The following is a 23,815-nucleotide window of genomic DNA, read 5'->3' as shown; positions in this document are numbered from 1 at the left end:
CGGGCGCCCCGTGCAGCACACCCTCGTCATCGCACCGCAGGAGTCTCTGGTGCTCTCGCCGGGCGCCGCCGCTTTCGCACTCGTGAGCGATCAGGACGGTGATGAGCATCACCGCATCCGCGTCGCCGTCGCGACCAGGAGCGGAGCCGTCGAGATCGTTCAGGACGAGCGCCCCGTCTCCCCGCGCATCCGATCGTTCTCGGACGGATTCCTCTGGATAAGGCGGAACGACGCGGGTCGGCCCTGGCAGGCGGTCTGGTGGCATCGCAGCCTGACGACTCCCCGCGTGCGGCTCGAAGAGCCCGATCAGGCTCGGAGGCTCCATCTGCGCAGCGTCGCCGGGGCGATCGCCGTACTCGGATCGAGAGGGGCGCGCGACTCCCGGTACTGGGTGCTGACCGGAGAGGAGAGCAGTCCCCCGACGTGCCGTCGCCTCGACCTCGGCACGGAGAACGCGGATGTCTCCGCCTGCGGGGGCGGCCTCGCAGTCCTGGATCGACGGCACGGAGTCGTCCGGATGATCGGCTCGACGCGTCCTCTCGAGGTTCCCGTTCCGAAGGCCCTTCAGGCGGAGCACCTGCAGGAGGCACAAGGTGAGCTCTTCGTACTCGGTCGGTCGTCCGGCAGGAGAGCGGTGTGGCTGCCCGGCGGCGGGGCAGACGCGCTCTGGCTAGCGCCGGCGGCCGGGACCCTTGTCCCCGCCGTCGATCCGATCACCCGCCGCCCGATCGTGCTCGTCTCCTCCCCTGCTCACCGCACCCACTGCGTCACCCCTGTACCGGGGAAGGCACTCGCCGCCGAGGCCACAGAACGGATGAAGGTCCGGTCACTCACTGCTCCGAGCCGGGACGGCACCCTCGTCCCGCTCACCCTGATGACTCCTGACGGCGCCGACAGCTGTCCCGTCGTCGTCCACGTCTACGGCGCCTACGGCATCAGCCTCGAGGGGCCGTTCGATCCCTTCACGGACGACCTCCTCGCGCGCGGAGCCGCGATCGCCTACTGTCATGTCCGCGGGGGCGGAGAGAACGGCCCGGAGTGGCATCGGCAGGCGACCGGCCTCGGCCGCGAGCGCCCGATCGAGGACCTCCTCGCCTGCCTGGCGCTGCTTCGTGAGCTTCCAGCGATCGACTCGCACCGGCTCCTTCTCACCGCGGCGAGCGCGGGCGCGCTGGTCGCTGCGACGGTCTGCCTCCGTCGCCCCGCAGAACTCCGTGGCCTCCACCTCGTGCATCCCTTCCTCGATCCCGTCGGCGCGCTCGATGATCGCTCCGCAGCCGCGGCGGCGTCCGACCGTGAGGAGTTCGGTGACCCTGACTGGGTCCTCGCAAGCGGTCTCTCTCCACTCGCGACGATCGCCACAATGGTGGGGCGGAGCCGACCGCTTCCCCGCGCGTGGATCCGAGCCGGTCTCCGCGATGCCCGGGTCGACGCGTCGGCGATCGCGGAATTCGCAAGCGCCTACCGGGCAGTGGCTGAGCGCGACGATCCCGCGCACGTCGTCCTCCGTGCGACCTCGGGCGGTCACCTCAGCGGACTGACGCCCGAGGAGTCCCACCAGGAGAACGTCCTCGCTCACGCCTGGACGCTCGACCTCCTCGGCCTGGCCTGACCCGTCGAGCGCAAGGACGAGGGCGATCGTTCCGGCGGGACCCGATCTCGTCCAGGCGAGAATTGCCCTACGGCGTCACTGGCCGGCACCCGACACCCCGCCCGCCGAGCCGTTCGGCATCGGTCCGCACCGCCACAACGAGAACCCGGTCACCGCGGAGGTGTGCTCCTTCGACTCCGTCGCCGCCGGCCCCCACTCCTGCAGCTCGGTGCATTCGTCCGCCACCGCGGCCTTCCGCACCGACTCGGTCGGTGGCGCGGAGTTCTTCAGCACCAGCAGGTGCGTGCGCCCTGCGGCGATCATCCGGGTGATGTCCTGCTCGGTGAAGACGCGAGCCTGGCCGGAGTAGCCGCCGTCGGTGAGCACGCTCGCGCCGGTCGCCGTGATGATCGGCGCCGAGATCGCCCAGGAGTCGGTGAGGAACAGGGGCGCTCCGTCCACCCCGCCGCCGGCGGCACGAGCAGCGGCGACCAGGCCGGTCTCGTCGGCGGTCATCGAGTCGTGCCCGCCGACCGCGTCCGGCGACGAGACCGCGAACGGAGCCGAGGTCTCGGCCCTCTGCGGGAAGCGCAGGCCGACGAGCGCGTCCCCGCCCGACCCGTCGAGGGACGCGTCGAGCACCTGGAGGCTGAACGCGATCGGCCCTGCCAGGATCACGACGGCCGCTGCGAGCGCGATCGAACGATGCCGGGCCGCGCCTCTGCTCTCCCCCGCACCGCCCCTTCTCCACCGGGCCGCCACCGCGACCACGACGAGCCCTGCTCCGGCGAGCGCCGCGAGCGGCAGGCCCAGCACCGACGGCAGCTGCCCGCCCACGGCGAGCGCCGCGCTCCACGCCGTCTGCCCGACCAGGAGGAGCGGCAGCACCAGCCGCGCGCCGACCCGGGGCGACGCGAGCAGCCGCACCCCCTCCGCCCAGCCCAGCGCGGCGAGGAGCGCCAGCTGCACGCCGATCGCCGCGACGTACGCCGTGTGCGGCACCGTCGCCGCCGAGAGCACGCCCGCCGCCGTCACCAGCCACACCGCGAGGCAGACCAGGAGGGCGAAGGCACCGCGGGCACCTCCCCGTCTCCCCCGCCGCGGCCACCAGCGCACCGCTCCGAGGATCAGCCCCGCGAGTGCCGCAGGATAGAGCCAGCCGACCTGGGTCGCGTACTGCGCGAGCAGCAGCTTCGCCGGCGAGGATCCGGCCGCTCCGCCCATCGCCGCCACGTGGGCGGAAGCGACGACGGCGCCGGGCACCGCTCCCGAGATCAGCCGGTCGACCCCGTTGAACCCGAACACCATCGCGAACACGTCGTTCCCCGTCGACCCGTCGATGTACGGCCGATCGCCCGCGGGCACCGCCTGGATCGCGACCATCCATGCCACGGACGCGCCGACCGAGACGGCCACGAGACCGCCGGCCCAGGCCAGCGCGCGGCGCCACCCGCGCACAGCGAGCAGCGTCGCCACCACGAGCGCCGGCAGGACGAACCAGGCCTGCATCATCTTCGCCTGGAAGCCGATCCCGATGGACAGCCCGGTCACCAGCAGCGGCCACCACCGCCCCGTCAGCACCGCGCGCTGCCACCACACCAGCGCCACGGCGAGTGCCGCCGTCAGCAGCCCGTCCTCCATCGGGTGACCGAACATCGACACGAAGATCGGCGTGCTCGCCGCCGCTGCCGCCGCGACCAGCCCGAGCCCGCGGCCACCCCACCGGAGCCCGACGACCGAGCACGTCGCGACCGTGATCAGCCCTTCGATCAGCTGCGGCAGCGCGATCGACGACGTCGACATGCCGAACAGCCTGACGCTCAGCGCCTGCGGCACCGCGAACCCCGCCAGCTTGTCCAGCGTCACCGAGGCGGCGGGATCGAAGGCTCCGAACGCCAGCGCGTGCCACGACTCCGACATCGACCGCGCCGCCGCCTCGTAGAAGACGGCGTCTCCGCCCCGGGCGAGATTCCATCCGGTGAGGACCGTCGATCCGCACAGGATCGCCAGGAGGGTGAGTCGCGCCCACCAGGGTTCGCGCCACCAGCGGGCGAGCGGAGCGGAGTCGGTCACGTCCACCGACGCTAGGGAGTCGTCCTGCCGCCGCCCTTGCGGGCGGTCGGGGAGACGCCGTGCATGCCGCTCCGGCTTCTCAGTCCGGACGCCGCCGACACGGCCCACGACCAGGAAAGGTGCCGCCACGGTGCTCATCGCCCCCGGAAACGACGGAAGCCCTGACGACGACCGGTGATCCATCAGGGCTTTCCATCGGGCTGACAGGATGTGAACCTGCGACCCCTTGACCCTTGGGCAGACGGTTCAGCCCGATTCCTTGATTATCCGGGTCGCTCTGCCATCAGAGGCCCCGTTCTCACGTTATGTGTTGCATGGTTTGCATGCGTCAGGACCCGGCCAGGTCCCGGCGCTTGGTCGACGTCGCCGCCGCACGCGGCGTTTCAGCCGGAGTTCTCGTCGATCAGGTGTGGTTTCCGCGCCGACTTCCCTTGCGCACCGGCCGGCAGACGCCTGAGACCGCCAGCCCCGCGGACGCTTATCGCCGCCCCTCACCTGCGAGGGAACGGGACGGATAACAGGACTACATCCGCGAGGGGACGATCCCGCTCGACTTCTTCTGGGAACTCCGATCAGGACCGATGCTCTCCCTTCGGCCGGGTCGGCGCGCCACGCCTGATATGCCTGCTCGAGGATGTCCTCGTGGCCCTCTGGGGTAAGGCGGTCACCTTCGCACCAGCCTGCTGAGCGTGGGGGGTGATGGTGTCGGGAGCGAGGGTTCCAGCAGGAGAGGCTTCTTCGATGACGAGGAGTCGGCCTGGTGTGAGGTTCCAGGTGCCGTTGCGGTGTTAGTGGAGCTTCTCCGCCGTGTTCTCCGTCGAGATCCCTCTATCGTCGGCCAAGACATCGGCTGCTGCCGCGGATGGGGCGAGACCGATCACGGAGCCCGTGCCGTGGTGTTTCCCTCACGCTCGCCGCAACGCGGACATCGTGGTCGTCTTCCCCGTCCCTGCCGGGCCGACGAGGACATCGACGTGCGTGCAGCGACGCCGATCTTCGCGATCGCCCGCTCCTGATCCGGTGACAGCATGTGCCCGTCTCGGTTCTTCTTCCGCGCCGCCTGCTCGACCCAGGTCAGCGGCACCATCGGTCCACTCCTGTCGTTCGACACGATGAGGAGTCTGTCTTCGGCGGCGAGCAGCTGTTCGGAGGACTGAGCAATGGAGGCTTTCGGGCGGAACACGCTGGATCCGTCCGCGCGGCGGAAGCTCGACGGGCTCGATGCCAGCTCCGGCGGAGTCAGCCGCAGCGAGACGCTTTCTGCGGCGTCGACGATCTGCTGGGTGATGTAATCGCGGTCAGCGTCCGCCGATCTGCCGCAGGCCACACTCCCCCCATGATGTTCCCGCTGGTCCGCGAACTGGCGCTGACCGAATTCCGGTCGCGGTGACGTGCCGGGTGCCGGGCTCTCGCAAGCAAGCGTTCTTCCAGTCGTGGGCGAACCCAGTCTCTCAGCGCGACGGAGACAACGCTCGCCTCACGAACGCCGCCGTCGATCATCACCGCGACGATTCCTCGTGTATCAGTGCATCTCCTAGGAGATCGAAGCTGAGGCCCTCTCGAAGAGACATACCCTCTACTGCTCCGAACACGCCATATCGCGTGGGTGAAAAGGGTAGCTTCGTATCCGTGAAGAACCAAGGCGGTCGTCCCCGCGCGACTGACATCACGGCAGCCCTACGAGAATCTGCCGAGCGCATAGTCACCGATAAGGGATACACGGCCCTCACCGTGGAGGCTATCGCGAACCGAGCGGGAACCACACGGCCGGCCTTCTACCGAAGATACTCTTCCCTGCCGCACCTGGTCGTAGAGATAATGGCCGAAAAGTACGGCACCGGGGCCCGCGTAGACACCGGGGCACTTGAAAGCGACCTGCATCTCCTGCAACGGGCTGATTACGAGATGTTCTCTTCGCCGTTCATGAAGCACGCCCTTCTGGGGATTCTGGAAGCCGCGCGGGCTTATCCCGATGTTCGGAAGCACCTGAGTGAAGAATTTGTGAAGCCTCGCCGCGAGAATGTCACGCGCGTACTGAACGCCGCAGTCGACCGCGGGGAGATCGCAGCCGTGGGGTGGAAGCCCGAAACAGTTGCAGACCTTTTAGTCGGTCCGCTCATGAGCCGGTCACTCATTCCGAGCTCTTCCGACCTCACTGAAGAACTGGTGGAAGAAACCGTGCAAGCAGCGTGCCGCTACCTCGGCATCAAGTAAGGCGATCCTCGATCGAGCCGCCGAAACGTACGGTGAGTCAGCCGCGGAACCCGATCATCATGGATCGGAGATGAGAAGGTCGCCAATCCGCTGACGACACTCACCGCGGAATGCGTTGACCACGCGAATGCCCCCTTGTGGCCTGAACCTCGCACCTGTGCGCCGCAACCGCGCCGCCGCATCGTGTCGGAGACACCCGCGCCGCGTCCTCCGCATCGATTCCGCCTCTGGCACACGAGGATCAAGGAGCGCGAACGACTGCACGCAGGAGTGCGGCCACTGCGCAACGGCCGTCGCCCCCGGGAGTGAGACTCCGGCGAGCGCGTCGAAGCCGAGCACCCGAGCTCTGACCTCCCCACGTCCTGCATCGCCTTGACGGGAACGCGGATCTTCCCGCGCGACATGACACGCGCCCGCCCACCAGCCCCCGCCCTGCACCGGTGCACCAATCAGCCCTTCGATCGGCCACACCACTGACCGCGAGCCTTTCCGACGCTCTTGAGCGAACCTCTTGCGACTCGACGAGCTGCGATTTACGCTGGGGTTCCGTGACGCCGTGTCACGGAACCCCAGCGTAAGGAGAACTCGTGTCTGCCGGTGTGGACACCGTCGGCGTCGCACTCCGACCGATCCTCGTGGCCGCCACGCTGGGGTGCGCGTTTCAGGTCTTCGTCCAGGTGGCTCGCCCTCAGGCGGCTGGCATAGCCAGCGCCGTTGCTGCATCCTGCGAAATTTCTGCACCACCTCTGCTCGCGATTCCGCTCTACGTGGCGGTGTTACGAAACGAGTCCCGCCTCAACGGTTCTCGGAGTGCACAGTTCCTCGCAACCGTGGGTCGATACACCCTGACCATCTATCTTGGGTCAAGCATCCTCTGCACGCTCTTCGCATATGGTTTCGGGGCATACGGACAACTTTCGACGAGTGCCGCCATGGGAATCGCTGGCGTCCTTTTCGCGATATTGAGTGGCCTCTGTGCTGTCCTGCACCATTGCGGCGTACGTGGGCCCCTAGAAGCATTCGTACGAGCCGTCGCCGGACTTCTCGGCGGCCGCACGAGGCCCCACACGGAAAGCAAAGGAGGTTGATCATGAACGGAATCAAGGAATTTCGCCGGGTCATGGCGTTCGCAGGTCACGTTGCTCGGCGCCACGGGGTTGCTGTCTCACCGGAGCACGTAGCCTTCGCGCTCGCAGCAACAGAACCAGCAAGAACTCCGGCCAGTAGTGCAGTCATCGAGTACGGAGCGCGGCGAGGATGGCAGGTGCAGCCTGAGCCGCCCTCCTTGCGGCAGCGTCTTCTGCCCGCCCGCCGCCCGGACGTCGAACCACGGCTCCAACGCGAGATCGAGCGCGCAGCAGCCGGCGGTTCCCCCGACGTGCGGACTGTGCTCCGGAGCTTCGCTGACAGTGGCGAACTCGTCCCCGTTGGCGAGATGGTCGAATCAGCCGGCCAGACACTCCATGAATGGCTGGGTCATGGTGATGGCTGAGACGAACAACAGTGCCCCCGTGATGGAGGTTCGCGGGCTGGGCAAGGACGTCGATCGTCTGCAGATCTTGAACAGCATGACCTTCGAGATCGGCGAAGGAGAAGTCGTCGGCCTCATCGGGCCGAACGGGGCTGGAAAGACGACGCTCATGCGCACTCTCGCCGGCCTCTACTCGCCGACGAGAGGCACCGCATCCGTCCTTGGGCACCCCATCGGTTCCCCTGGGGCGCGCCGAGCCCTCAGCCTCATGCCCGAAGATCCGGATCTCTACCCCGGCCTCAGCGTCGTTGAACACGTCCGACTCATCGAACGCCTCAACGGTACGCGGAGTAGTGCCGAGGTCGCGTTGGATCTGCTCGAACGCTACGGACTGCGGGATAAGCACGATGCGCTGCCGCACGAGCTTTCCCAGGGCATGCGTCGTAAGCTTGCCCTTGTGCTCGCCCTCCGCAAGGGATCTCGTGTACTTCTCCTCGATGAGCCGTTCAACGGACTGGACCCGGTCTCGGCGAGGGAGCTGAGGGAGGAGATTCGGCACTTGTCCGAAGACGGCCATGGCATCCTGATCTCCATGCACGGGCTGGGGGACCTCGCGCGGATCGCAGATCGAGTTCTGATTCTCTATGGCGGAGAAATCGCCCATGTCGCCGAGCTCAGCGATGCCTCCGCCTCACGGGACTCTCTAGAAGAATCATACCTCGCTATCGTTGGAGCTATCCGCGATGAATCCGCATAGCCCGAGAGTCGAAGTCCTGTCGTCAGCCGCGGCGCTCACGCTCTCGCAAGTGCTCATGCGCCTACGAGAGCTCCGAATTCTTCTCTTCAACCCCCTGGCACTCGTCTTTGCGGTCGTCGCAGCCGGCGGATACATCTGGGTCCTTGTGACGCAGGGCGATCACCTCGCCGACGACCCATCCACAGCCCAGCCCTACGTCGCAGGATTCGTCTTCGGGTTGTGCTTGATCATCGTCTCCTTGACAGCTCGACGAGGGTCGCCCCTCCGGCTTCAGCCGGGCGACGTCTCCTGGGCATTGCAGAGCCGGCACGGGCCTCGGGTCGTGCTTCTCGTACACGGCGTCGGCGCCTCGCTGAGCGCCTTCATCGGCGCGACGGTATCAGCAGCAGTCGCCTTGGCGCTCCGAGGCGAACCGCCAGCACTCGGCCCCATCTCCGGGTTCGCGGTACTCAGTGTTCTCCTTGCGCTACGTGCTGCCTCATTGGGATCTCACCTGCTGGGTCAGTCCCGGTTCAAGGGGGCACGGCTGGCGGGCGTCTCGACACTCGTTGCAGCATCGCTGGTCTGGGTCGGTTCCTTCGTGGCACGCTTCGTCGGAGTCGGCGAAGACGTATGGCTTGTCGACGTCGTGACCGAAACAGGGGCGTCACCATTCCGGGCAGTCATTGAGCCGGAACACAGCGGCCTCGGCGTCAGCGGCGCCGTTCTCGTGCTTGCCGCCGCGGTGCTGACGATCTGCATCGGACGAGCGAACGCCTTCGTAGAGCCTGCAGTTCACGAGAGCATCCTGGCGAACCAGTTGCAGAAGGTTCTCTCCGGCGGACAGGCATCCTCCCTCCAGGGACGCGGTTACAAAGCCGGGCTCAGCTCCTGGACCCGCTGGCCTGATGACCCCCTGCACACTCTCCTCTGCAGCCACCTCGCCCAGGCACGCCGCCGCCGGACACAGTACATCGGAACGGTCCTCGTGATGAACGTGATCGTCCTCGTGCCGATTCTGCTTCGCGACTTCGTTCCCGCAGGCACCGGGCTTCTCATCGCGCTCCTCGTCGTCACCATATCGAGTCCTTCTCAACCTGCCGCAACAGAACTCGATCACCAGCACCTTCTTCTGGCGGACCTGTCTCTCATCAAAGCTGGACTCGTCGGAGTCTGCCTCAACGCTCTGCTCGACCTCTTGGTGTGCGCACCCGCAATGGTCATCGGCGTGTCCATGGTCGTGGGCAGCCCTCTGTGGGGGTTGGCTTTCCTCGTTCCCCTGGCTGTCTACCTGCTCAGTTCTTCCTTCGGCGGCGTGGGAGCGCGCGCGCTCTCAGACGCGACGCTGGGGCGTGCATTCGTGTCCCTCCTTCTTGGGGCAATCCCTCTGCTGACGGCGGTTTCCGCGGTGGCGGCGTACGGTGACGACCATCTGGCGCTCCGGCTCTGGCTCACCACGACCGGAACGTTGCTGGTCAGTACCCTGCTTTACGCTGGCATGGCTGTAGCGGTTTTCGTCACTGCAAGGCCTCAGGGCACCCATGAAGGTCTGCACACGCATGATCCGGAACTGGTCCACCGCTAGCCGAAGACGTCCGAGCAGTCCACCCCCAGAGGTCCGCTCGTTCGATGCCGAGGCGGTCGCCGCGAGGACGTCGGCGGGGGCGTCCGCGAGAGTGAACTCCTCCGCGGCCGGGCCGAGTGCGGTGAGGCTGAGTACGCCGACCGCCACGCCTCGGAAGCCTGCTGATCTGGTGCGCCCCGGCATCAAGGTCGTCTCCGAGTCCGTGGATGAAGGCGACCGCCCGATCGGCTCCCGTGCGACCCATCTCCCCCCAGCTGCCGAGACCCCGCTCCTCGCCAGCACCTCGACAGGGGAAATGCTCCCGGTCGTCGACGTCGCCCTCCTGCTCAAGGCGCGGTTCACCGGTCACCGCGCGTGCACGCGCTCAAGGATCTCGCGGCGCTGGCGGACAGGTCCGGGGAAGTGCATCAGAGCTACTCCGACTTCGTGATGCTCGGCGCGCTCCTCACCGCCTGCGGCTCCGAGATCTCAGGGCTTCACGTCGGCGACATCACTGCGATCAACGGTTCGTCACGATCCTCCGCCAGACCTCTGCTGGCGCAGGCGGCCTCGTCACCAAGCAGACCCAGGGGCGAGACATCCGGCACGTTCCGATTCTGCAAGCGCTCACCTCTGCGCTTGAGCGCCTCACCGCGGGCCGTGAGCCAGAGGACCGATCACTGACCGGAACCCGCGGTGGCGTGCTCACCACCGCCTCCGTGCGGGACGCGACGAAAGGGGATCAGCTCGTCACCGATCTCGACCTGACGAACCTCACCCGGCATGGCCTCCGGCACACCGGAGCAACCTGGCTCGCCGACGCCGACATCCCCCTCCACGTCCTCCAGGACATCCTCGGCCGCACATCGATCGAGACCACCCACGGCTGTCTCCACCCCGACCCCAGGCACCTCACCGACGCTGCCGCTTGCGCCGACGCGTTCCTCGTCGCACACGAAAACGTCAGAGCCCCGAACCGTCCGCCCGAACGACGCCACCGCGGCCTCGATGAAGGCTGGCGATCGCGGCTACGGCGGGCTCCAGGTCCCGGCCAGGTATCGGCTCGTCGCACCGGCCTCGATGGGGAGCATGTCGGCTGACACCGACATCCGCGGTCGGATGCTTCCATATAGCCCCCGAAAAGGTCAACGGAGACGACGAAGCCCAGGTGGAGAACTTGCTCTCACCTGGGCTTTCCGTCGGGCTGACAGGATTTGAACCTGCGACCCCTTGACCCCCAGTCAAGTGCGCTACCAAGCTGCGCCACAGCCCGTGGCAGACCGGGCCGAGGCCCGGGCAACTCGACTACCTTAGCGGATGCCGACGCCGGAAGTGAAAACGAGCGGGGCCCGTAGAATCGACCGCGGAACGCGCCGGCACCCGTCGACGCACCGTCGGCAGCTCGGGAGGCGTCAGCAGTGGATGCGCGGCAGAAGCGATCACAGGTAGCCCTGCACCGGGCCATCATCGAACTCGCGACCGGCCGCGACGTCGCCACCCTCACCGTCTCCGAGATCACCGATCTCGCCGGCGTGAACCGCTCCACCTTCTACGCCCACGCCTCCTCGGCCGCGGAGCTGCTCTGCGCCGCGTTGCGGGACGAGCTCGATGCGATCCGCGAGGGCTACCTCCAGCAGCTCCGGAGCGGCGCCGCGACCGACGCCAGCATCCGCGAGGGCACCTCCCGCGTCCTCGGCCACCTGGACGGCCACCGCGACCTCTACCTCCGCGCCTTCGACGCCCCCGGCGGGGACTCGGGCCTCCGCGCGATGCTCGCGGGGCACTTCCGCACCGCCGTCTCCGCGACGCTCGACACGGGGATCCTCGACGTCCCGTCCGCGGACGCACCGTCCGGGTTCCTCGAGGACGCGACCGCCTCGTTCCTCGCGGCGGGCTCCGTCGGCCTGATGGAGCAGTGGCTCCGCCTGCCCGCGCCCCGCGATCCCAGCAGCTACCTCGCCGCCTACCGACGGCTCCTCCCGCCGTGGTGGCCCTTCGCTACGGGCGACTGACCGGCCTCCTCGGCCCGCTCCGACGACGCACACTCGGAGAGACGACCGCGCAGATCGAGCGCGACCGCCGTGCAGACGACAGGACCGCGCCTCCCGGCACTCCTCCGCGAGACGAGGCCGACCTGCTCGGTCGAGCCGCATCGGGGCAGCATCCGCCCGCGCGACTCGACGGCGGCTCCTCACGGAGACGCGAACGGCCCGCGGGAGGAGCTCCCACGGGCCGGACACGGCTGCGCTCAGCGCGCGCGCTTCTCGCGGACGCGCATGTTGACGTTCACCGGCGACCCCTGGAAGCCGTAGATCTCGCGGAGGCGCCGCGCGATGTAGCGGCGGTAGCCCGGGTCGAGGAACCCGGTCGTGAAGAGAACGAATGTCGGCGGACGCGACGAGGCCTGCGTGCCGAAGAGCACGCGGGGCTGCTTCCCTCCGCGGAGGGGGTGCGGGTGCGCCGCGGTGAGCTCGGCGAGGAAGGCGTTGAACTTGCCCGTCGGGATGCGGGTGTCCCACGACTCGAGGGCGAGCTCGAGCGCCGGCACGAGCTTCTCGAGGTGGCGGCCGGTGCGGGCCGAGATGTTGACCCGGGGCGCCCACGCCACGTGGGCGAGGTCGGTCTCGATCTCGCGCTCGAGGTAGCGGCGGCGCTCGTCGTCGAGGAGGTCCCACTTGTTGAAGGCGAGCACGAGCGCACGGCCCGACTCCAGCACCAGGTCGATGATCCGGACGTCCTGCTCCGAGATCGGCTGCGAGACGTCGAGGACGACGACGGCGACCTCGGCCTTCTCGAGCGCGGTCGAGGTGCGCAGCGACGCGTAGAAGTCGGCGCCCTGCTGGAGGTGCACGCGGCGGCGGATGCCCGCGGTGTCGACGAAGCGCCAGACTTTGCCGGCGATCTCGACCTGCTCGTCGACCGGGTCGCGCGTGGTGCCGGCGAGCTCGTTGACGACGACCCGCTCCTCCCCCGCGGCCTTGTTGAGCAGGCTGGACTTGCCGACGTTCGGACGGCCGAGGATCGCGACGCGGCGCGGTCCGCCGACCTCGCGCTTGGCGACGGCCGACTCCAGCGGGAGCTTCTCGAGCACCGCGTCGAGCAGGTCGGCGACGCCGCGGCCGTGGACGGCCGAGACGGGGCGGGGCTCGCCCAGGCCGAGCGACCAGAGCGAGGCGGCGTTGGGCTCCTGGCGGGCGTCGTCCACCTTGTTGGCGGCGAGGAAGACCGGCTTCTTCGTCTTGCGCAGCAGCTTCACGACGTGCTCGTCGGTCGCGGTCGCGCCGACGTTCGCGTCGACGACGAAGATGACGGCGTCGGCGAGGTCGATGGCGATCTCGGCCTGCATGGCGACGGAGGCGTCGATGCCCCGGGCGTCGGGCTCCCAGCCGCCGGTGTCGACGATGGTGAACGCCCGGTCGATCCACTCCGCCTTGTAGGACACGCGGTCGCGCGTGACGCCCGGGGTGTCCTCGACGACGGCCTCGCGGCGGCCGAGGATGCGGTTCACCAGCGCGGACTTGCCGACGTTGGGGCGGCCCACGATCGCCACGACCGGGAGGGCGGGGAGGTAGCGGACCTCGTCCGAGTCCTCCCCGGCGAACTCGAGGAGGTCGAGGTCCTCCTCGTCGAGGTCGTAGTCCTCGAGTCCGCTGCGGAGCGCCTGCGCGCGTGAGGAGGCGAGCTGCTCGTCGAGGTCGCCGAGGCGCTCGACGAGGTCGTCGTCTCCGAAGTTCAGCTCGTCGTCACCGACGTGCGTGTCCTGTGCCATGACCGGCCCTTGCTCTCGAAGTTCGGACCTCGGCGACGACCGCGTCGACGGTCTGCTCGAAGTCGAGATGAGTGGAGTCGAGAAGAGTGACTCCTTCTGCGGCGTTCATGAAGTCGACCACCTGCGAGTCGGCGCGGTCCCTCGACCGCAGCGCCTGACCCGTCGCCTCGGCGGATTCCGTGGTGACCTCGCGCGAACGCCTGGCCATTCTAGCCTCTTCGCTCGCCGTCAGCAGGATCCGGACCGGAGCGGTCGGTGCGACGACCGTCGTGATGTCGCGGCCCTCGACGATGATGCCCTCCCGGCGCGTCTCGCCGATGATCCTCCGGAACAGCAGCGTGATCCTCCGGCGGACCTCGGGGACCTTCGCCACGGCCGAGACGCGCGCGGTCACCCGGGGCTCGCGGATGGCGGCGGTCACCTCGGTCGGGCCGACCCACACCGAGTACGACTCGGGGTCGGTGCCGATGGAGTAGTCGAAGCCGTCGAGCGCGTCGACGATCGCGTCCTGGTCCTCGAAGTCGAGGCCGCGGTCGAGTCCGTGCCAGGCGAGCGCGCGGTAGGCGGCCCCCGTGTCGAGGAACTCGAAGTCGAGACGGCGGGCGGCCGCGCGCGACACGCTGGACTTGCCGCTGCCGGCCGGACCGTCGATGGCGACCACGACGGCCTCGCCGAAGTCGCCCTGCTCGGCGGCCTCGGAGCGCGCCTCGCGCTCGGGAGCCGCGCCCCCGTCCTCCGGAATGCTCTGCTGTGCCCGGCGGGCGGGCGTCATCCTGTTCAGGCCGCCCTCCTGCCTGTTCTGCTCGGTGCTCATCCGGCGATCCTCCAGCCGCGTACGGTCAGTTCTTCGGTCAGCGGCGCGACCGCTTCGGGCACCACCGAGATCTCGGCGAGACCCACTCGGCGCCCCTGCGCGTGCTCGAGGCGCACGTCCTCGAGGTTGACGCCCGCCTCGCCGATCTCCACCAGGAGCCGCGCGAGGGTTCCGGGAGAGTCGTCGACGAGGACGATCAGGGTCGAGAAGCGCTGGTCCTGGCCGTGCTTGCCGGGCAGGCGCGCCACTCCGGCGTTGCCGGCCGCCAGGTGCTCGGCGAGCACACGGCGCGAGCCCGGCGCATCGAGGTCGCGGAGAGCGTCGGCGACCGCGGCGACGTCGTCGCGGAAGGCGTCGAGCACCGCGACGACGTGCTCGCGGTTCGCGGACAGGATCTGCATCCACAGCTCGGGGGCCGAGGCGGCCAGGCGCGAGACGTCGCGGACGCCCTGCCCGGCGAGGCGGAGCGCCGCGTTCGGAGCGTCGAGGAGGCGCTGGCCGAGCAGCGACGAGATCACCTGCGGGGCGTGCGAGACGAGGCCGACCGAGAGGTCGTGCTCCTCCGGGTCCATCTCGACGATGGTGCCGCCGAGATCGAGGGCGAGGCCCTCCACCCGCGCGAGCACGTCGGGGGCGGTCTCGCCGTCCCGGCAGATCACCCAGGGCCGGCCGACGAAGAGGTCTCCCCGCGCGGCGACCGGTCCGCCGCGCTCGCGACCGGCCATCGGGTGCGAGCCGATGTAGCGGGCGAGGTCGACGCCGCGGGAGCGCAGCTCGCGCAGCGGCTGGGTCTTGACGCTCGCCACGTCGGTGACGACCGCTCCGGGGTGTGCCGCGAGCTCGCGCTCGACGACGCTCGCGGTGACGTCCGGCGGGACGCAGACGACGACGACGGAGGGCCGGTCGTCGGCGGAGGCGGCGCGGCCGGCCCCGTAGTCGATGGCGAGGGAGAGGCTCGCGGGCGATGCGTCGTCGAGGACGACGTCGATCCCGCGGGAGGCGAGGCCGAGGCCGATGGAGGCGCCGAGCAGTCCGGAGCCGACCACCCGCACCGTCCCGGTCGTCCGCATCGCGGGCGGCGCGGGGTGCAGGAGCTCGTTCACTCCGACAGCCTAGCGATCGGTGCGGCGCTGCTTGTCGGCGCCGGACCGGCGCGGAGGACCGTCGCTCCGCCCGCCGCCGGTGGAGGAGCCGCCGCGATCGGAGGACCGTCCGGCCGAGCCGCCGCGATCGGACGACCGTCCGGAGGATCCGGCACGGTCCGAGGAGCGCCCGGCCGAGCCGCGCTCCGCCGGGGCGCCGCGCTCGCCGCTGTCCGGCCGGGGCCGCCGGGCACCCGCGCTCGCCTTCTTCGAGGGGGCCGCGGGAGCGGCCGCCACCGCCTCGCCGCCCTGACGCGCGATCGTGAGCAGCGCGCCCAGCTCATCGCGCGTCAGGTCGCGCAAGTCGCCCGAGCGGAGGGTGCCCAGGTGCAGCGGCCCGAACTGGCGTCGCACGAGCTCGATCACCGGGTGCCCGACCGCCGCCATCATCCGGCGGACGACCCGGTTGCGCCCGGAGTGCAGGGTGATCTCGACGAGCGAGGCGTTCGAGCGGCCCTCCGGCCGGCCGAGGAGCCGAGCCTTGTCGGCGGCCACCGGTCCGTCGTCGAGCTCGATCCCGGAGGTCAGCGTCGCGATCGTCTGCGGGAGGACCTGTCCGTGCACCTTCGCGATGTAGGTCTTCGTCACTCCGAACGACGGGTGCGCGAGGACGTGCGCGAGCTCGCCGTCGTTGGTCAGCACCAGCAGGCCCGAGGTCTCGGCGTCGAGGCGTCCGACGTTGAACAGCCGCTCCTCGAAGTTCTTCGTGTAGAGGCTGAGGTCGGTGCGGCCGTTCTCGTCCGCCAGTGAGCTGACGACGCCGATCGGCTTGTTGAGCATCACGTAGCGGCGCGAGGTGTCCAGCTGCACCGCGACCCCGTCGACTTCGATCCGGTCGGTCGCCGGATCGATGCGGCGGCCGAGCTCGTCCGCCACCTCGCCGTTGACGCGGATCCGCCGCGCCACGATCATCTCCTCGACCACTCGTCGGGAGGCGACCCCCGCTGCCGCGAGGACCTTCTGCAGTCGTTCGCCGTCGGGGCCGCTGTCAGGCGCGCTCATCGAATCCGTCTCTTCCGTCGCTCAGTAGGGGGGAGATCTTCGGCAGCTCGTCGAGCGAGGTGAGGCCGAGGTGCACGAGCAGCTGCTCGGTGGTGCCGTAGAGGACCGCGCCCGTCTCGGGGTCGTGGCCGACCTCCGCAATGAGGCCGCGGCCGAGGAGGGTGCGCGCGACGGAGTCGACGTTGACCGCGCGGATCTGCGCGACCTGACCGCGCGAGACCGGCTGCTTGTAGGCGATCACGGCGAGCGTCTCGAGCGCCGCCTGCGAGAGCCGCGTCGGATTCTGCGTCAGGACGAACTCCTTGACCACCGGGTCGTACTCGCGGCGCACGTAGATCCGCCAGCCCGCACCGACCTCGCGCAGCTCGAAGCCCCGGCGGATCGCCCCGTCGGCGCCGTCGTAGTCGGCGACCAGGCGCTCGATCGACTGGCGGACCACGGCGATCGGCCTCGACAGCGCGGTCGCGAGGGAGGCGAGCGGCTGCGGCTCGTCCGCGACCATCAGGATCGCCTCGATCGCCCGGTCGATCTCGAAGGCGACGGTCCCGGGACCGGCGTCAGGAGTCATAGTCGGCTCCGAGCGCGGCGAGGCTCGCGTCGCTCCAGTGCTCCGCGACCCAGCGCAGCGTGAGCTCGCCGAGCGGCTCCGGCTGGTCGAACGAGATCGCGGCGTGCCGGTAGAGCTCGAGCACGGCCAGGAAGCGCGCGACGATCACGCCCTTCTCGTCGGCGTCCGCGATCAGCTCGCCGAAGGTGGCCCGCTCGCGGGCGCGCAGCACCGCCACCACGTGGGCGGCCTGCTCCCGGATGCTGATCTGCGGGGCGTGCAGGTGGTCCAGACCCACCGTCGGCAGCTCGCGCGGAGCGAGGGCGACGGTCGCGAGGGCGGCGAAGTCCGCGGGCGACAGGGTCCAGACGAGCTCCGGCTTCGCGGACCGGTACTCCTCCTCCAGGGGCACGTCGCGCACGTGTCGGGCGGTCTCGACCGCGATCCGCTCGGCGAACCACGACGACACCTGCTTGAAGGCCCGGTACTGCAGGAGCCGGGCGAACAGCAGGTCGCGCGCCTCCAGCAGCGCCGCGTCCTCCGCGTCCACCAGCTCGCCCTGGGGCAGGAGTCCGGCGATCTTCAGATCGAGGAGGGTCGCGGCGACGACGAGGAACTCCGACGCGCGGTCGAGCCCCTCGAGCGAGTCGATCCCGTGCAGGTACGAGAGGAACTCGTCCGTCACGGCGCTCAGCGCGATCTCGGTGATGTCGACCTGCTGCTTCGCGATGAGGCTCAGCAGGAGGTCGAACGGACCCTCGAAGTTGGTCAGCGCGAGGTGGAACCCGGTGGGAGCGGTGCGCTCCTCGAGGAGGACCTCAGGCGACCGCGCCACGCGAGATCAGCTCCCTGGCGAGCTTGCGGTACGCCTTCGCGGCGTTGTGCTCGGGCGCGAACTGGGTGATCGGGACGCCGGACACGCTGGCGTCCGGGAACTTCACCGTGCGGCCGATCACCGTCTCGAGGACGCTGTCGCCGAAGGCGTCGACCACGCGGTCGAGCACCTCCCGCGAGTGCAGGGTGCGCGAGTCGTACATCGTGGGCAGGATGCCGTCGAGCTCGATCACCGGGTTGAGCCGGTCGCGGACCTTATCGATCGTCTCGATCAGCAGGGCCACGCCGCGCAGCGCGAAGAACTCGCACTCGAGCGGGATGAGCACGCCGTGGCTCGCGGTGAGCGCGTTGACCGTGAGCAGGCCCAGCGAGGGCTGGCAGTCGATCAGGATGACGTCGTAGTCGGCGCTCACCTTGCGGAGCACGCGGGCGAGGATCTGCTCGCGCGCGACCTCGTTGACGAGGTGGACCTCGGCGGCGGAGAGGTCGATGTTGGCCGGGATGACGTCCAGGCCCGGCACGCGAGTCTTCCGGATCGCCTCGGCCGGGTCCTTCACGGTGCCGAGGAGCAGGTCGTAGATCGTGATGGCGTCGTAGGTGGTGACGCCGAGGCCGGCCGAGAGGGCGCCCTGCGGGTCGAAGTCGATGGCCAGCACGCGGCGGCCGTACTCGGCGAGCGTCGCGCCCAGGTTGATGGTCGTCGTCGTCTTACCGACGCCGCCCTTCTGGTTGCAGAGGGAGATGATCCGAGCGGGGCCGTGGCCGGTGAGCTCCACCGGCAGCGGGAAGTCGCGCAGGGGGCGGCCGGTCGGGCCGAGCGTCGGGGCTTCGAGACCGGTGAGCTCGGCCTTGTCGTCCGTCTTGCGTGTCACCTGCGTCGTCCTCGCTTCCGTGGCGGCGTGCGCTCCCGCGCGGCCTCCGACGAGTGTACCGGCGCCCCGCTCCCCGGCCGCCGCGCCCCGCCGCACGGGGCCGCGGCTCTAGCGCCGCGCTCGCGGGTGCGCGGACGTGTAGACGTCCCGGAGCGTGTCCGCCGTCACCAGCGTGTAGATCTGCGTCGTCGCCACCGAGGCGTGCCCCAGGAGCTCCTGCACCACGCGGACGTCCGCGCCGCCCGCGAGCAGGTGGGTCGCGAACGAGTGCCGGAAGGTGTGCGGCGAGATCTCGCGGTCCAGCCCGGCCTTCTCGGCGACGGCGCGGATGACCAGCCAGGCGCTCTGCCGCGACAGTCTGCTGCCGCGGACCCCCAGGAAGAGCGCCGGAGTCGCGCGTCCCCTCCGAGAGAGCTCGGGCCGCGCGCGCACGAGGTACTCCTCGACCGCCTCGCGGGCGTAGCGGCCGAGCGGGACCATCCGCTGCTTCGACCCCTTGCCCGTCAGCCGCACCACCTCCGCGTCGACCACGTCGTCGACGTTCAGGTCGACCGCCTCCGAGATGCGCGCGCCCGTCGCGTAGAGCAGCTCCAGAAGCGCCCGGTCCCGCAGCTCCGCGAGCTCCTCGCCGCGCGCCGCGTCGAGCAGCGCCGCCATCTGCTCGACCGTGACCGCCTTCGGCAGGGTCATCGGGATCTTCGGCGGCACCACGTCCCGGGCCACGTCGTCCGCGACGACCCCCTCCTCGAGGGCGAAGCGGTGCAGCCCGCGGACGCTCGAGAGGATCCGTGCGCGCGAGCTGGCCGCGAGCGGCCGCTCCGGTCGTGCGGCCAGCCAGGAGGAGAACTCCCCCACATCGACCCGTCCGAGCTGCGCCAGATCCACGCTCCCGCGCTCCTCGAGCCAGCCGAGGTAGAGCTCCAGGTCGCGCCGGTAGGCCGCGAGCGTGTGCGCCGAGAGCCCGCGCTCCACGCTCGCCTGCCGGAGGTACGCCTCGGCGCAGGCGCGGGGGCTCACCCCCGGGGGTGGCGGACCCGCGGGTGGCGCGTCCACGGCGAGGACGCGTCGCCCAGCCCGTCCCAGCTGCGCGCGCGGAACGCGTGCGCGGCGAGCACCGCGATCGTCAGCGAGGGATTCTGCACCCGGCGGGCGAGGACCGCCTCGACCGCCTCGTCCAGCGGCACCCACCGCAGCTCCATGTCGGCCTCCTCGGCCTCGCGGTCGAAGGCGGAGCCGGTGGACGAGAGCCCGCGGGCCAGGTAGATCCGGATCACCTCGTCGCTGCCTCCCGGCGAGGTCGCGAACTCCGAGAGCAGGTCCCAGCGCTCGGCCCGCAGGTCCGTCTCCTCGCCCAGCTCCCGCTGAGCGGCGACCAGCGGATCCTCGCCCTCCACGTCGAGCAGGCCGGCGGGGATCTCCCACTCGCGGGAGCGGACCGGGTGCCGGTACTGCTTGATCAGGGCGATGCGGTCCTCGTCGTCGAGGGCCAGCACCGCGACGGCTCCCGTGTGATCGAGGAACTCCCGGCGCAGCTCGCCGCCGCCGTAGCGGAACGTCTCGGCGCGGACGCCCCAGACCATCCCGTCGAAGACGCGCTCACTGGTCAGGACCTCCGGCTCGACGAGCTCGTCCGACAGCGGCTCACTCATCGGCGCCCGCCTCCGATGCCGGGAAGAGGCGCGAGGCCTCCTGGCGCTCGAGGGCGGCGGTCACGAGGCCGCGGAACAGCGGGTGCGCGGCGTTCGGGCGCGAGCGGAGCTCCGGGTGCGCCTGCGTGCCCACGTAGTAGGGGTGCTTCTCGCGGGGCAGCTCGACGTACTCCACGAGGTGGCCGTCGGGCGAGAGACCCGAGAACCAGAGCCCCGCCTCGGCGATCCGGTCGCGGTAGCGGTTGTTGACCTCGTAGCGGTGGCGGTGGCGCTCGGCCGCCTCCGGAGCGCCGTACACCTCGGCGACGATCGAGCCCTCGGCGAGCTCGGCCGTGTAGAGGCCGAGGCGCATCGTGCCGCCCATGTCCCCGGACGCGAGGATCTCGACCTGCTCGGCCATCGTCGCGATGACGGGGAACTCGGTCTCCGGGTCGAACTCCGACGACGAGGCCCCCTCGAGGCCCGCCTCGTTGCGGGCGTACTCGATGACCATGCACTGCAGGCCGAGGCAGAGCCCGAGCGTCGGGATCCCGTTCTCCCGAGCGAAGCGCAGCGCGCCGAGCTTGCCCTCGATGCCGCGGATGCCGAAGCCGCCGGGCACGCAGATGCCGTCGAGCTCGGAGAGCGCCTTGGCTGCCGCCTCCGGGTCCTCGAGGCCGTCGGAGGCGATCCAGCGGATCGCGACCTTCGTCTGCTGCGCGAAGCCGCCGGCCCGCAGAGCCTCCGTCACCGAGAGGTAGGCGTCGGGCAGGTCGATGTACTTCCCGACCAGGCCGATGGTCACCTCGTGCTTGGGCTCGTGAACGGCCTCGAGCAGTCGCGACCAGCCGTCCCAGACGACCTCGCCGGCCGGGAGGCCCAGCTGGTCGATGATGTAGGCGTCGAGGCCCTGCTCGTTGAGCATCTGCGGGATCTCGTAGATCGACGCGACGTCCTTCGCGTTGACCACGGCCTGCTCGTCGACGTCGCACATCAGCGCGATCTTGCGCTTGTTCGACTCCGACACGGGCCGGTCGCTCCGCAGCACCAGGGCGTCCGGCTGGATGCCGATCGAGCGCAGCGCCGCGACGGAGTGCTGGGTGGGCTTGGTCTTCTGCTCGCCGGAGGCGCCCATGAAGGGAACCAGCGAGACGTGCACGAAGAAGACGTTGCGGCGGCCGAGCTCGTGGCGGACCTGGCGGGCCGATTCGATGAACGGCTGGCTCTCGATGTCGCCGACCGTGCCGCCGATCTCGGTGATGATGACGTCCGGCTGCGGGTCGTCCTCCGATTGGAGGCGCATGCGCCGCTTGATCTCGTCCGTGATGTGCGGGATGACCTGGACCGTGTCGCCGAGGTACTCGCCGGCGCGCTCGCGGGCGATGACCCGCGAGTAGATCTGGCCGGTCGTGACGTTCGCGGCCTGGTTCAGGTTGATGTCGAGGAAGCGCTCGTAGTGGCCGATGTCGAGGTCGGTCTCGGCGCCGTCGTCGGTCACGAAGACCTCGCCGTGCTGGAACGGGTTCATCGTCCCCGGATCCACGTTGAGGTACGGGTCGAGCTTCTGCATGACGACGCGCAGCCCGCGCGCGGTCAGCAGGTTGCCGAGGCTCGCTGCAGTGAGGCCCTTGCCGAGCGAGGAGACGACACCGCCGGTGACGAAGATGTGCTTCGTGATCTTCGAGGGGGCGTCCTGCCCGAGGGTCGAAGCGCTCCGGGTCGAGGACCCGGAGGAGCCCTCGGGATCCGAGGGAGAAGAAGAGGAAAGGCCCGCGTTCGTAAAGTCCACCACGGGGTTCCACCGTAACAGCAGAACGGCAGCGGCGGACCGCCCTGGACGGACCGATGTCGTCCGGGGCCGCTCGCGGTCAGCCCCGCCGGCTCGATTCGAGGAGCTCCCGCGCGTGAGCGAGAGCGTTGGCGGAGTCGGTGAGCCCCGAGAGGAGGCGTGCCATCTCGGACACCCGCTCCTCGGAGTCGAGCTGCGTCACGGCGCTCGAGGTCACGGCTCCGTCCGAGCCCTTCTCGACGCGGAGGTGGTTCGTGGCGAAGGCGGCGACCTGCGCGAGGTGGGTCACGACGATGACCTGCGAGGTCTCGGCGAGCCGCGCGAGCCGCCGGCCGATCTCGATCGCCGCCGCGCCTCCCACCCCTGCGTCGACCTCGTCGAAGACGAACGTCGGCACGGGATCGTTGGCGGCGACCACGACCTCGATCGCGAGCATCACTCGCGAGAGCTCGCCTCCCGAGGCGCCCCGGGCGAGGGGCCGGGGCGCGGCCCCGGTGTGCGGCTGGAGCAGCATCTCGATGGAGTCGCGCCCGTGGGCGCTCGGCTCCCCCGCGGCCGTCACCGTCACGTGCAGGCGCGCATCGGCCATGGCCAGCGCGGTGAGCTCGTCGCTGACCCGCTCCCCCAGCTCGGCGGCCGCCGCGGACCGCAGCTCGGTCAGGCGGGTCGCGAGGCGGTCGACGAGGTCCGCGTCGGCAGCGGTGTCGGCCTCGAGAGCCGCGATCCGCTCGTCGTCGCCGTCGAGCTCGAGCAGGCGCAGTCCGGAGGAGTCGACCAGGTCGAGCACGTCGTCCAGCGTCGGTCCGTAGGTGCGGGCGAGCAGAGAGAGCTCCGCCCTCCGGTTCTCGATCAGCTCCAGGTCGTGCGCGCCGTCGAGGTCGAGCTCCGCCAGGTACGACGATAGCGAGCCTGCGGCGTCGACGAGGAGCACCGCCGCCTCTCCGAGCGTCTGGACGGTCGGCTGCAGGGCGGCGTCGTGCTCGGCCGCTCTCTCCAGCACGCGCCGCGCCGTCTCGAGGAGACCGAGCGCGTCCCGCCCGTCCAACTCCTCGGACGAGATCGCCTCGCGGGCCTCGCCGGCGGCGAGCCGCAACTGCTCGATGCTCCCGAGCCGGGCGGACTGCGCAGCGAGCTCGACGTCCTCACCGCGCTGGGGAGCGACCACCTCGATCTCGGCGAGGGCGGAGCGGAGCCGCTCGGCTTCGCGGGCGCGCGTCTCGCGGGCCTCGGTGAGGGAGTCGAGCTCCTCCCGGTTGGCCCGCCAGCGCTCGAAGGCGCTCGCGTAGTCGCGGAGGGCGTGGGCGAGATCGGGTCCGCCGAACCGGTCGAGGGCCTCGCGCTGCGCCGCGGCGGAGCGGAGGCGGATCTGGTCCGACTGCCCGTGCACGACGACCAGCTGATCGGCGAGCTCGCTCAGCACGCTGACCGGTGCGCTGCGGCCGCCGACGATGGCGCGGCCGCGTCCCTCCGCCGAGACCGACCGCGCGAGCAGCAGCTCCGGGCCGTCGAGATCGCCGCCGGCGTCGTGGACGCGCTCGGCGACCGGGCCCTCCTCGGGGACCAGCCAGCGGCCGGACACCCAGGCCTGCTTCGCTCCCGAGCGCACCGCGGACGCGTCCGAGCGCGCGCCCAGCACGAGACCGAGCGCCGTGACCACCATCGTCTTGCCGGCTCCGGTCTCGCCGGTGACCGCGGTGAAGCCCGGTCCGAGCGGGAGCGTCGCCTCGGCGATCACTCCGAGGTCGCGGATCTGCAGCTCTTCGAGCATC

18 protein-coding genes, 1 tRNA gene and 1 pseudogene are annotated in these 23,815 nt (G+C 70.2%); 6 read left to right on the top strand and 14 right to left on the bottom strand.

The features are described 5' to 3' along the window. The first annotated feature begins 10 nt into the window (after positions 1–10). Positions 11–1,612 (top strand): prolyl oligopeptidase family serine peptidase, encoded by a 1,602-nt coding sequence (locus tag GSU45_RS06555; protein ID WP_159913680.1) that lies wholly within the window; start codon positions 11–13, stop codon positions 1,610–1,612. Positions 1,613–1,687: 75 nt separating this feature from the next. Here GSU45_RS06555 and GSU45_RS06550 read toward each other — a convergent pair whose 3' ends face one another. Together GSU45_RS06550 and GSU45_RS17115 are read right to left on the bottom strand one after the other, a co-directional pair. Next, entirely contained in the window at positions 1,688–3,664 is a 1,977-nt protein-coding gene (locus GSU45_RS06550; protein ID WP_159913678.1) for a glycosyltransferase family 39 protein, read from the bottom strand. An 877-nt stretch (positions 3,665–4,541) separates the two neighbouring features. After that, positions 4,542–4,991, bottom strand: coding sequence for a hypothetical protein (locus tag GSU45_RS17115; protein ID WP_208543506.1), 450 nt, complete (start codon positions 4,989–4,991; stop codon positions 4,542–4,544). Positions 4,992–5,293: 302 nt separating this feature from the next. Between GSU45_RS17115 and GSU45_RS06540 the strand changes: the two genes are divergently transcribed. The 4 genes from GSU45_RS06540 to GSU45_RS06520 all read left to right on the top strand — a co-directional run bounded on the left by GSU45_RS06540 (position 5,294) and on the right by GSU45_RS06520 (position 10,749). Next, positions 5,294–5,878 carry a TetR/AcrR family transcriptional regulator gene (locus tag GSU45_RS06540; RefSeq protein ID WP_159913676.1) on the top strand — a complete coding sequence of 195 codons (585 nt, stop codon included), beginning with the start codon at positions 5,294–5,296 and terminating at the stop codon, positions 5,876–5,878. A 1,484-nt stretch (positions 5,879–7,362) separates the two neighbouring features. Then, the gene (locus tag GSU45_RS06530) at positions 7,363–8,106 is read left to right on the top strand and encodes an ABC transporter ATP-binding protein (RefSeq protein ID WP_159913672.1); all 744 of its coding nucleotides are present in this window, start codon (positions 7,363–7,365) and stop codon (positions 8,104–8,106) included. Beyond that, the gene (locus GSU45_RS06525) at positions 8,093–9,670 is read left to right on the top strand and encodes a hypothetical protein (RefSeq protein ID WP_159913670.1); all 1,578 of its coding nucleotides are present in this window, start codon (positions 8,093–8,095) and stop codon (positions 9,668–9,670) included. The genes GSU45_RS06530 and GSU45_RS06525 overlap by 14 nt, the downstream gene beginning before the upstream one ends. A 206-nt stretch (positions 9,671–9,876) precedes the next feature. Beyond that, positions 9,877–10,749 (top strand): tyrosine-type recombinase/integrase, encoded by an 873-nt coding sequence (locus GSU45_RS06520; protein ID WP_244248244.1) that lies wholly within the window; start codon positions 9,877–9,879, stop codon positions 10,747–10,749. A gap of 99 nt (positions 10,750–10,848) precedes the next feature. On the opposite strand, the gene GSU45_RS06515 is transcribed toward GSU45_RS06520, so the two are convergent. Beyond that, positions 10,849–10,922 (bottom strand) — tRNA-Pro (locus GSU45_RS06515). A gap of 145 nt (positions 10,923–11,067) precedes the next feature. Here GSU45_RS06515 and GSU45_RS06510 point away from each other — a divergent pair. Beyond that, on the top strand, positions 11,068–11,661 hold the full coding sequence (locus GSU45_RS06510; protein WP_159913668.1) for a TetR/AcrR family transcriptional regulator: 594 nt from the start codon (positions 11,068–11,070) through the stop codon (positions 11,659–11,661). A gap of 236 nt (positions 11,662–11,897) precedes the next feature. Here GSU45_RS06510 and der read toward each other — a convergent pair whose 3' ends face one another. From der to recN, 11 genes and pseudogenes are all read right to left on the bottom strand, one after another. Beyond that, positions 11,898–13,418: a ribosome biogenesis GTPase Der gene (gene der / locus GSU45_RS06505; protein ID WP_104222506.1), complete on the bottom strand. Its 1,521-nt coding sequence runs from the start codon at positions 13,416–13,418 to the stop codon at positions 11,898–11,900. After that, positions 13,393–14,232 (bottom strand): (d)CMP kinase, encoded by an 840-nt coding sequence (gene cmk, locus GSU45_RS06500; RefSeq protein WP_244229618.1) that lies wholly within the window; start codon positions 14,230–14,232, stop codon positions 13,393–13,395. Before cmk ends, der begins: the two co-directional genes overlap by 26 nt. Beyond that, a complete protein-coding gene (locus GSU45_RS06495; RefSeq protein WP_159916936.1) occupies positions 14,229–15,302 on the bottom strand; it encodes a prephenate dehydrogenase in 1,074 nt (357 codons plus the stop codon). Before GSU45_RS06495 ends, cmk begins: the two co-directional genes overlap by 4 nt. Before the next feature lie 321 nt (positions 15,303–15,623). Then, positions 15,624–16,376, bottom strand: a pseudogene (locus GSU45_RS06490) (pseudouridine synthase); the annotation flags it as partial. Continuing rightward, positions 16,363–16,944 (bottom strand): SMC-Scp complex subunit ScpB, encoded by a 582-nt coding sequence (scpB, locus tag GSU45_RS06485; protein WP_159913664.1) that lies wholly within the window; start codon positions 16,942–16,944, stop codon positions 16,363–16,365. The pseudogene GSU45_RS06490 and the gene scpB, both read right to left, overlap by 14 nt. Next, positions 16,934–17,758 carry a ScpA family protein gene (locus GSU45_RS06480; RefSeq protein WP_159913662.1) on the bottom strand — a complete coding sequence of 275 codons (825 nt, stop codon included), beginning with the start codon at positions 17,756–17,758 and terminating at the stop codon, positions 16,934–16,936. Before GSU45_RS06480 ends, scpB begins: the two co-directional genes overlap by 11 nt. After that, positions 17,742–18,629: a ParA family protein gene (locus tag GSU45_RS06475; RefSeq protein ID WP_104255453.1), complete on the bottom strand. Its 888-nt coding sequence runs from the start codon at positions 18,627–18,629 to the stop codon at positions 17,742–17,744. Before GSU45_RS06475 ends, GSU45_RS06480 begins: the two co-directional genes overlap by 17 nt. A 108-nt stretch (positions 18,630–18,737) precedes the next feature. Next, positions 18,738–19,646, bottom strand: coding sequence for a site-specific tyrosine recombinase XerD (gene xerD, locus GSU45_RS06470; RefSeq protein WP_159913660.1), 909 nt, complete (start codon positions 19,644–19,646; stop codon positions 18,738–18,740). Continuing rightward, positions 19,643–20,278 (bottom strand): NUDIX hydrolase, encoded by a 636-nt coding sequence (locus GSU45_RS06465; protein ID WP_159913658.1) that lies wholly within the window; start codon positions 20,276–20,278, stop codon positions 19,643–19,645. The genes xerD and GSU45_RS06465 overlap by 4 nt, the downstream gene beginning before the upstream one ends. Further along, positions 20,271–21,935: a CTP synthase gene (locus GSU45_RS06460; protein ID WP_104222604.1), complete on the bottom strand. Its 1,665-nt coding sequence runs from the start codon at positions 21,933–21,935 to the stop codon at positions 20,271–20,273. The genes GSU45_RS06465 and GSU45_RS06460 overlap by 8 nt, the downstream gene beginning before the upstream one ends. Before the next feature lie 190 nt (positions 21,936–22,125). Then, on the bottom strand, positions 22,126–23,814 hold the full coding sequence (gene recN, locus GSU45_RS06455) for a DNA repair protein RecN (protein WP_159913656.1): 1,689 nt from the start codon (positions 23,812–23,814) through the stop codon (positions 22,126–22,128). Position 23,815 lies beyond the last annotated feature (1 nt).

This window comes from Rathayibacter sp. VKM Ac-2801 (genome assembly GCF_009834245.1).
In the GTDB taxonomy this organism is placed as follows: domain Bacteria; phylum Actinomycetota; class Actinomycetes; order Actinomycetales; family Microbacteriaceae; genus Rathayibacter.
This window is presented reverse-complemented; position numbering and strand designations above follow the sequence as displayed.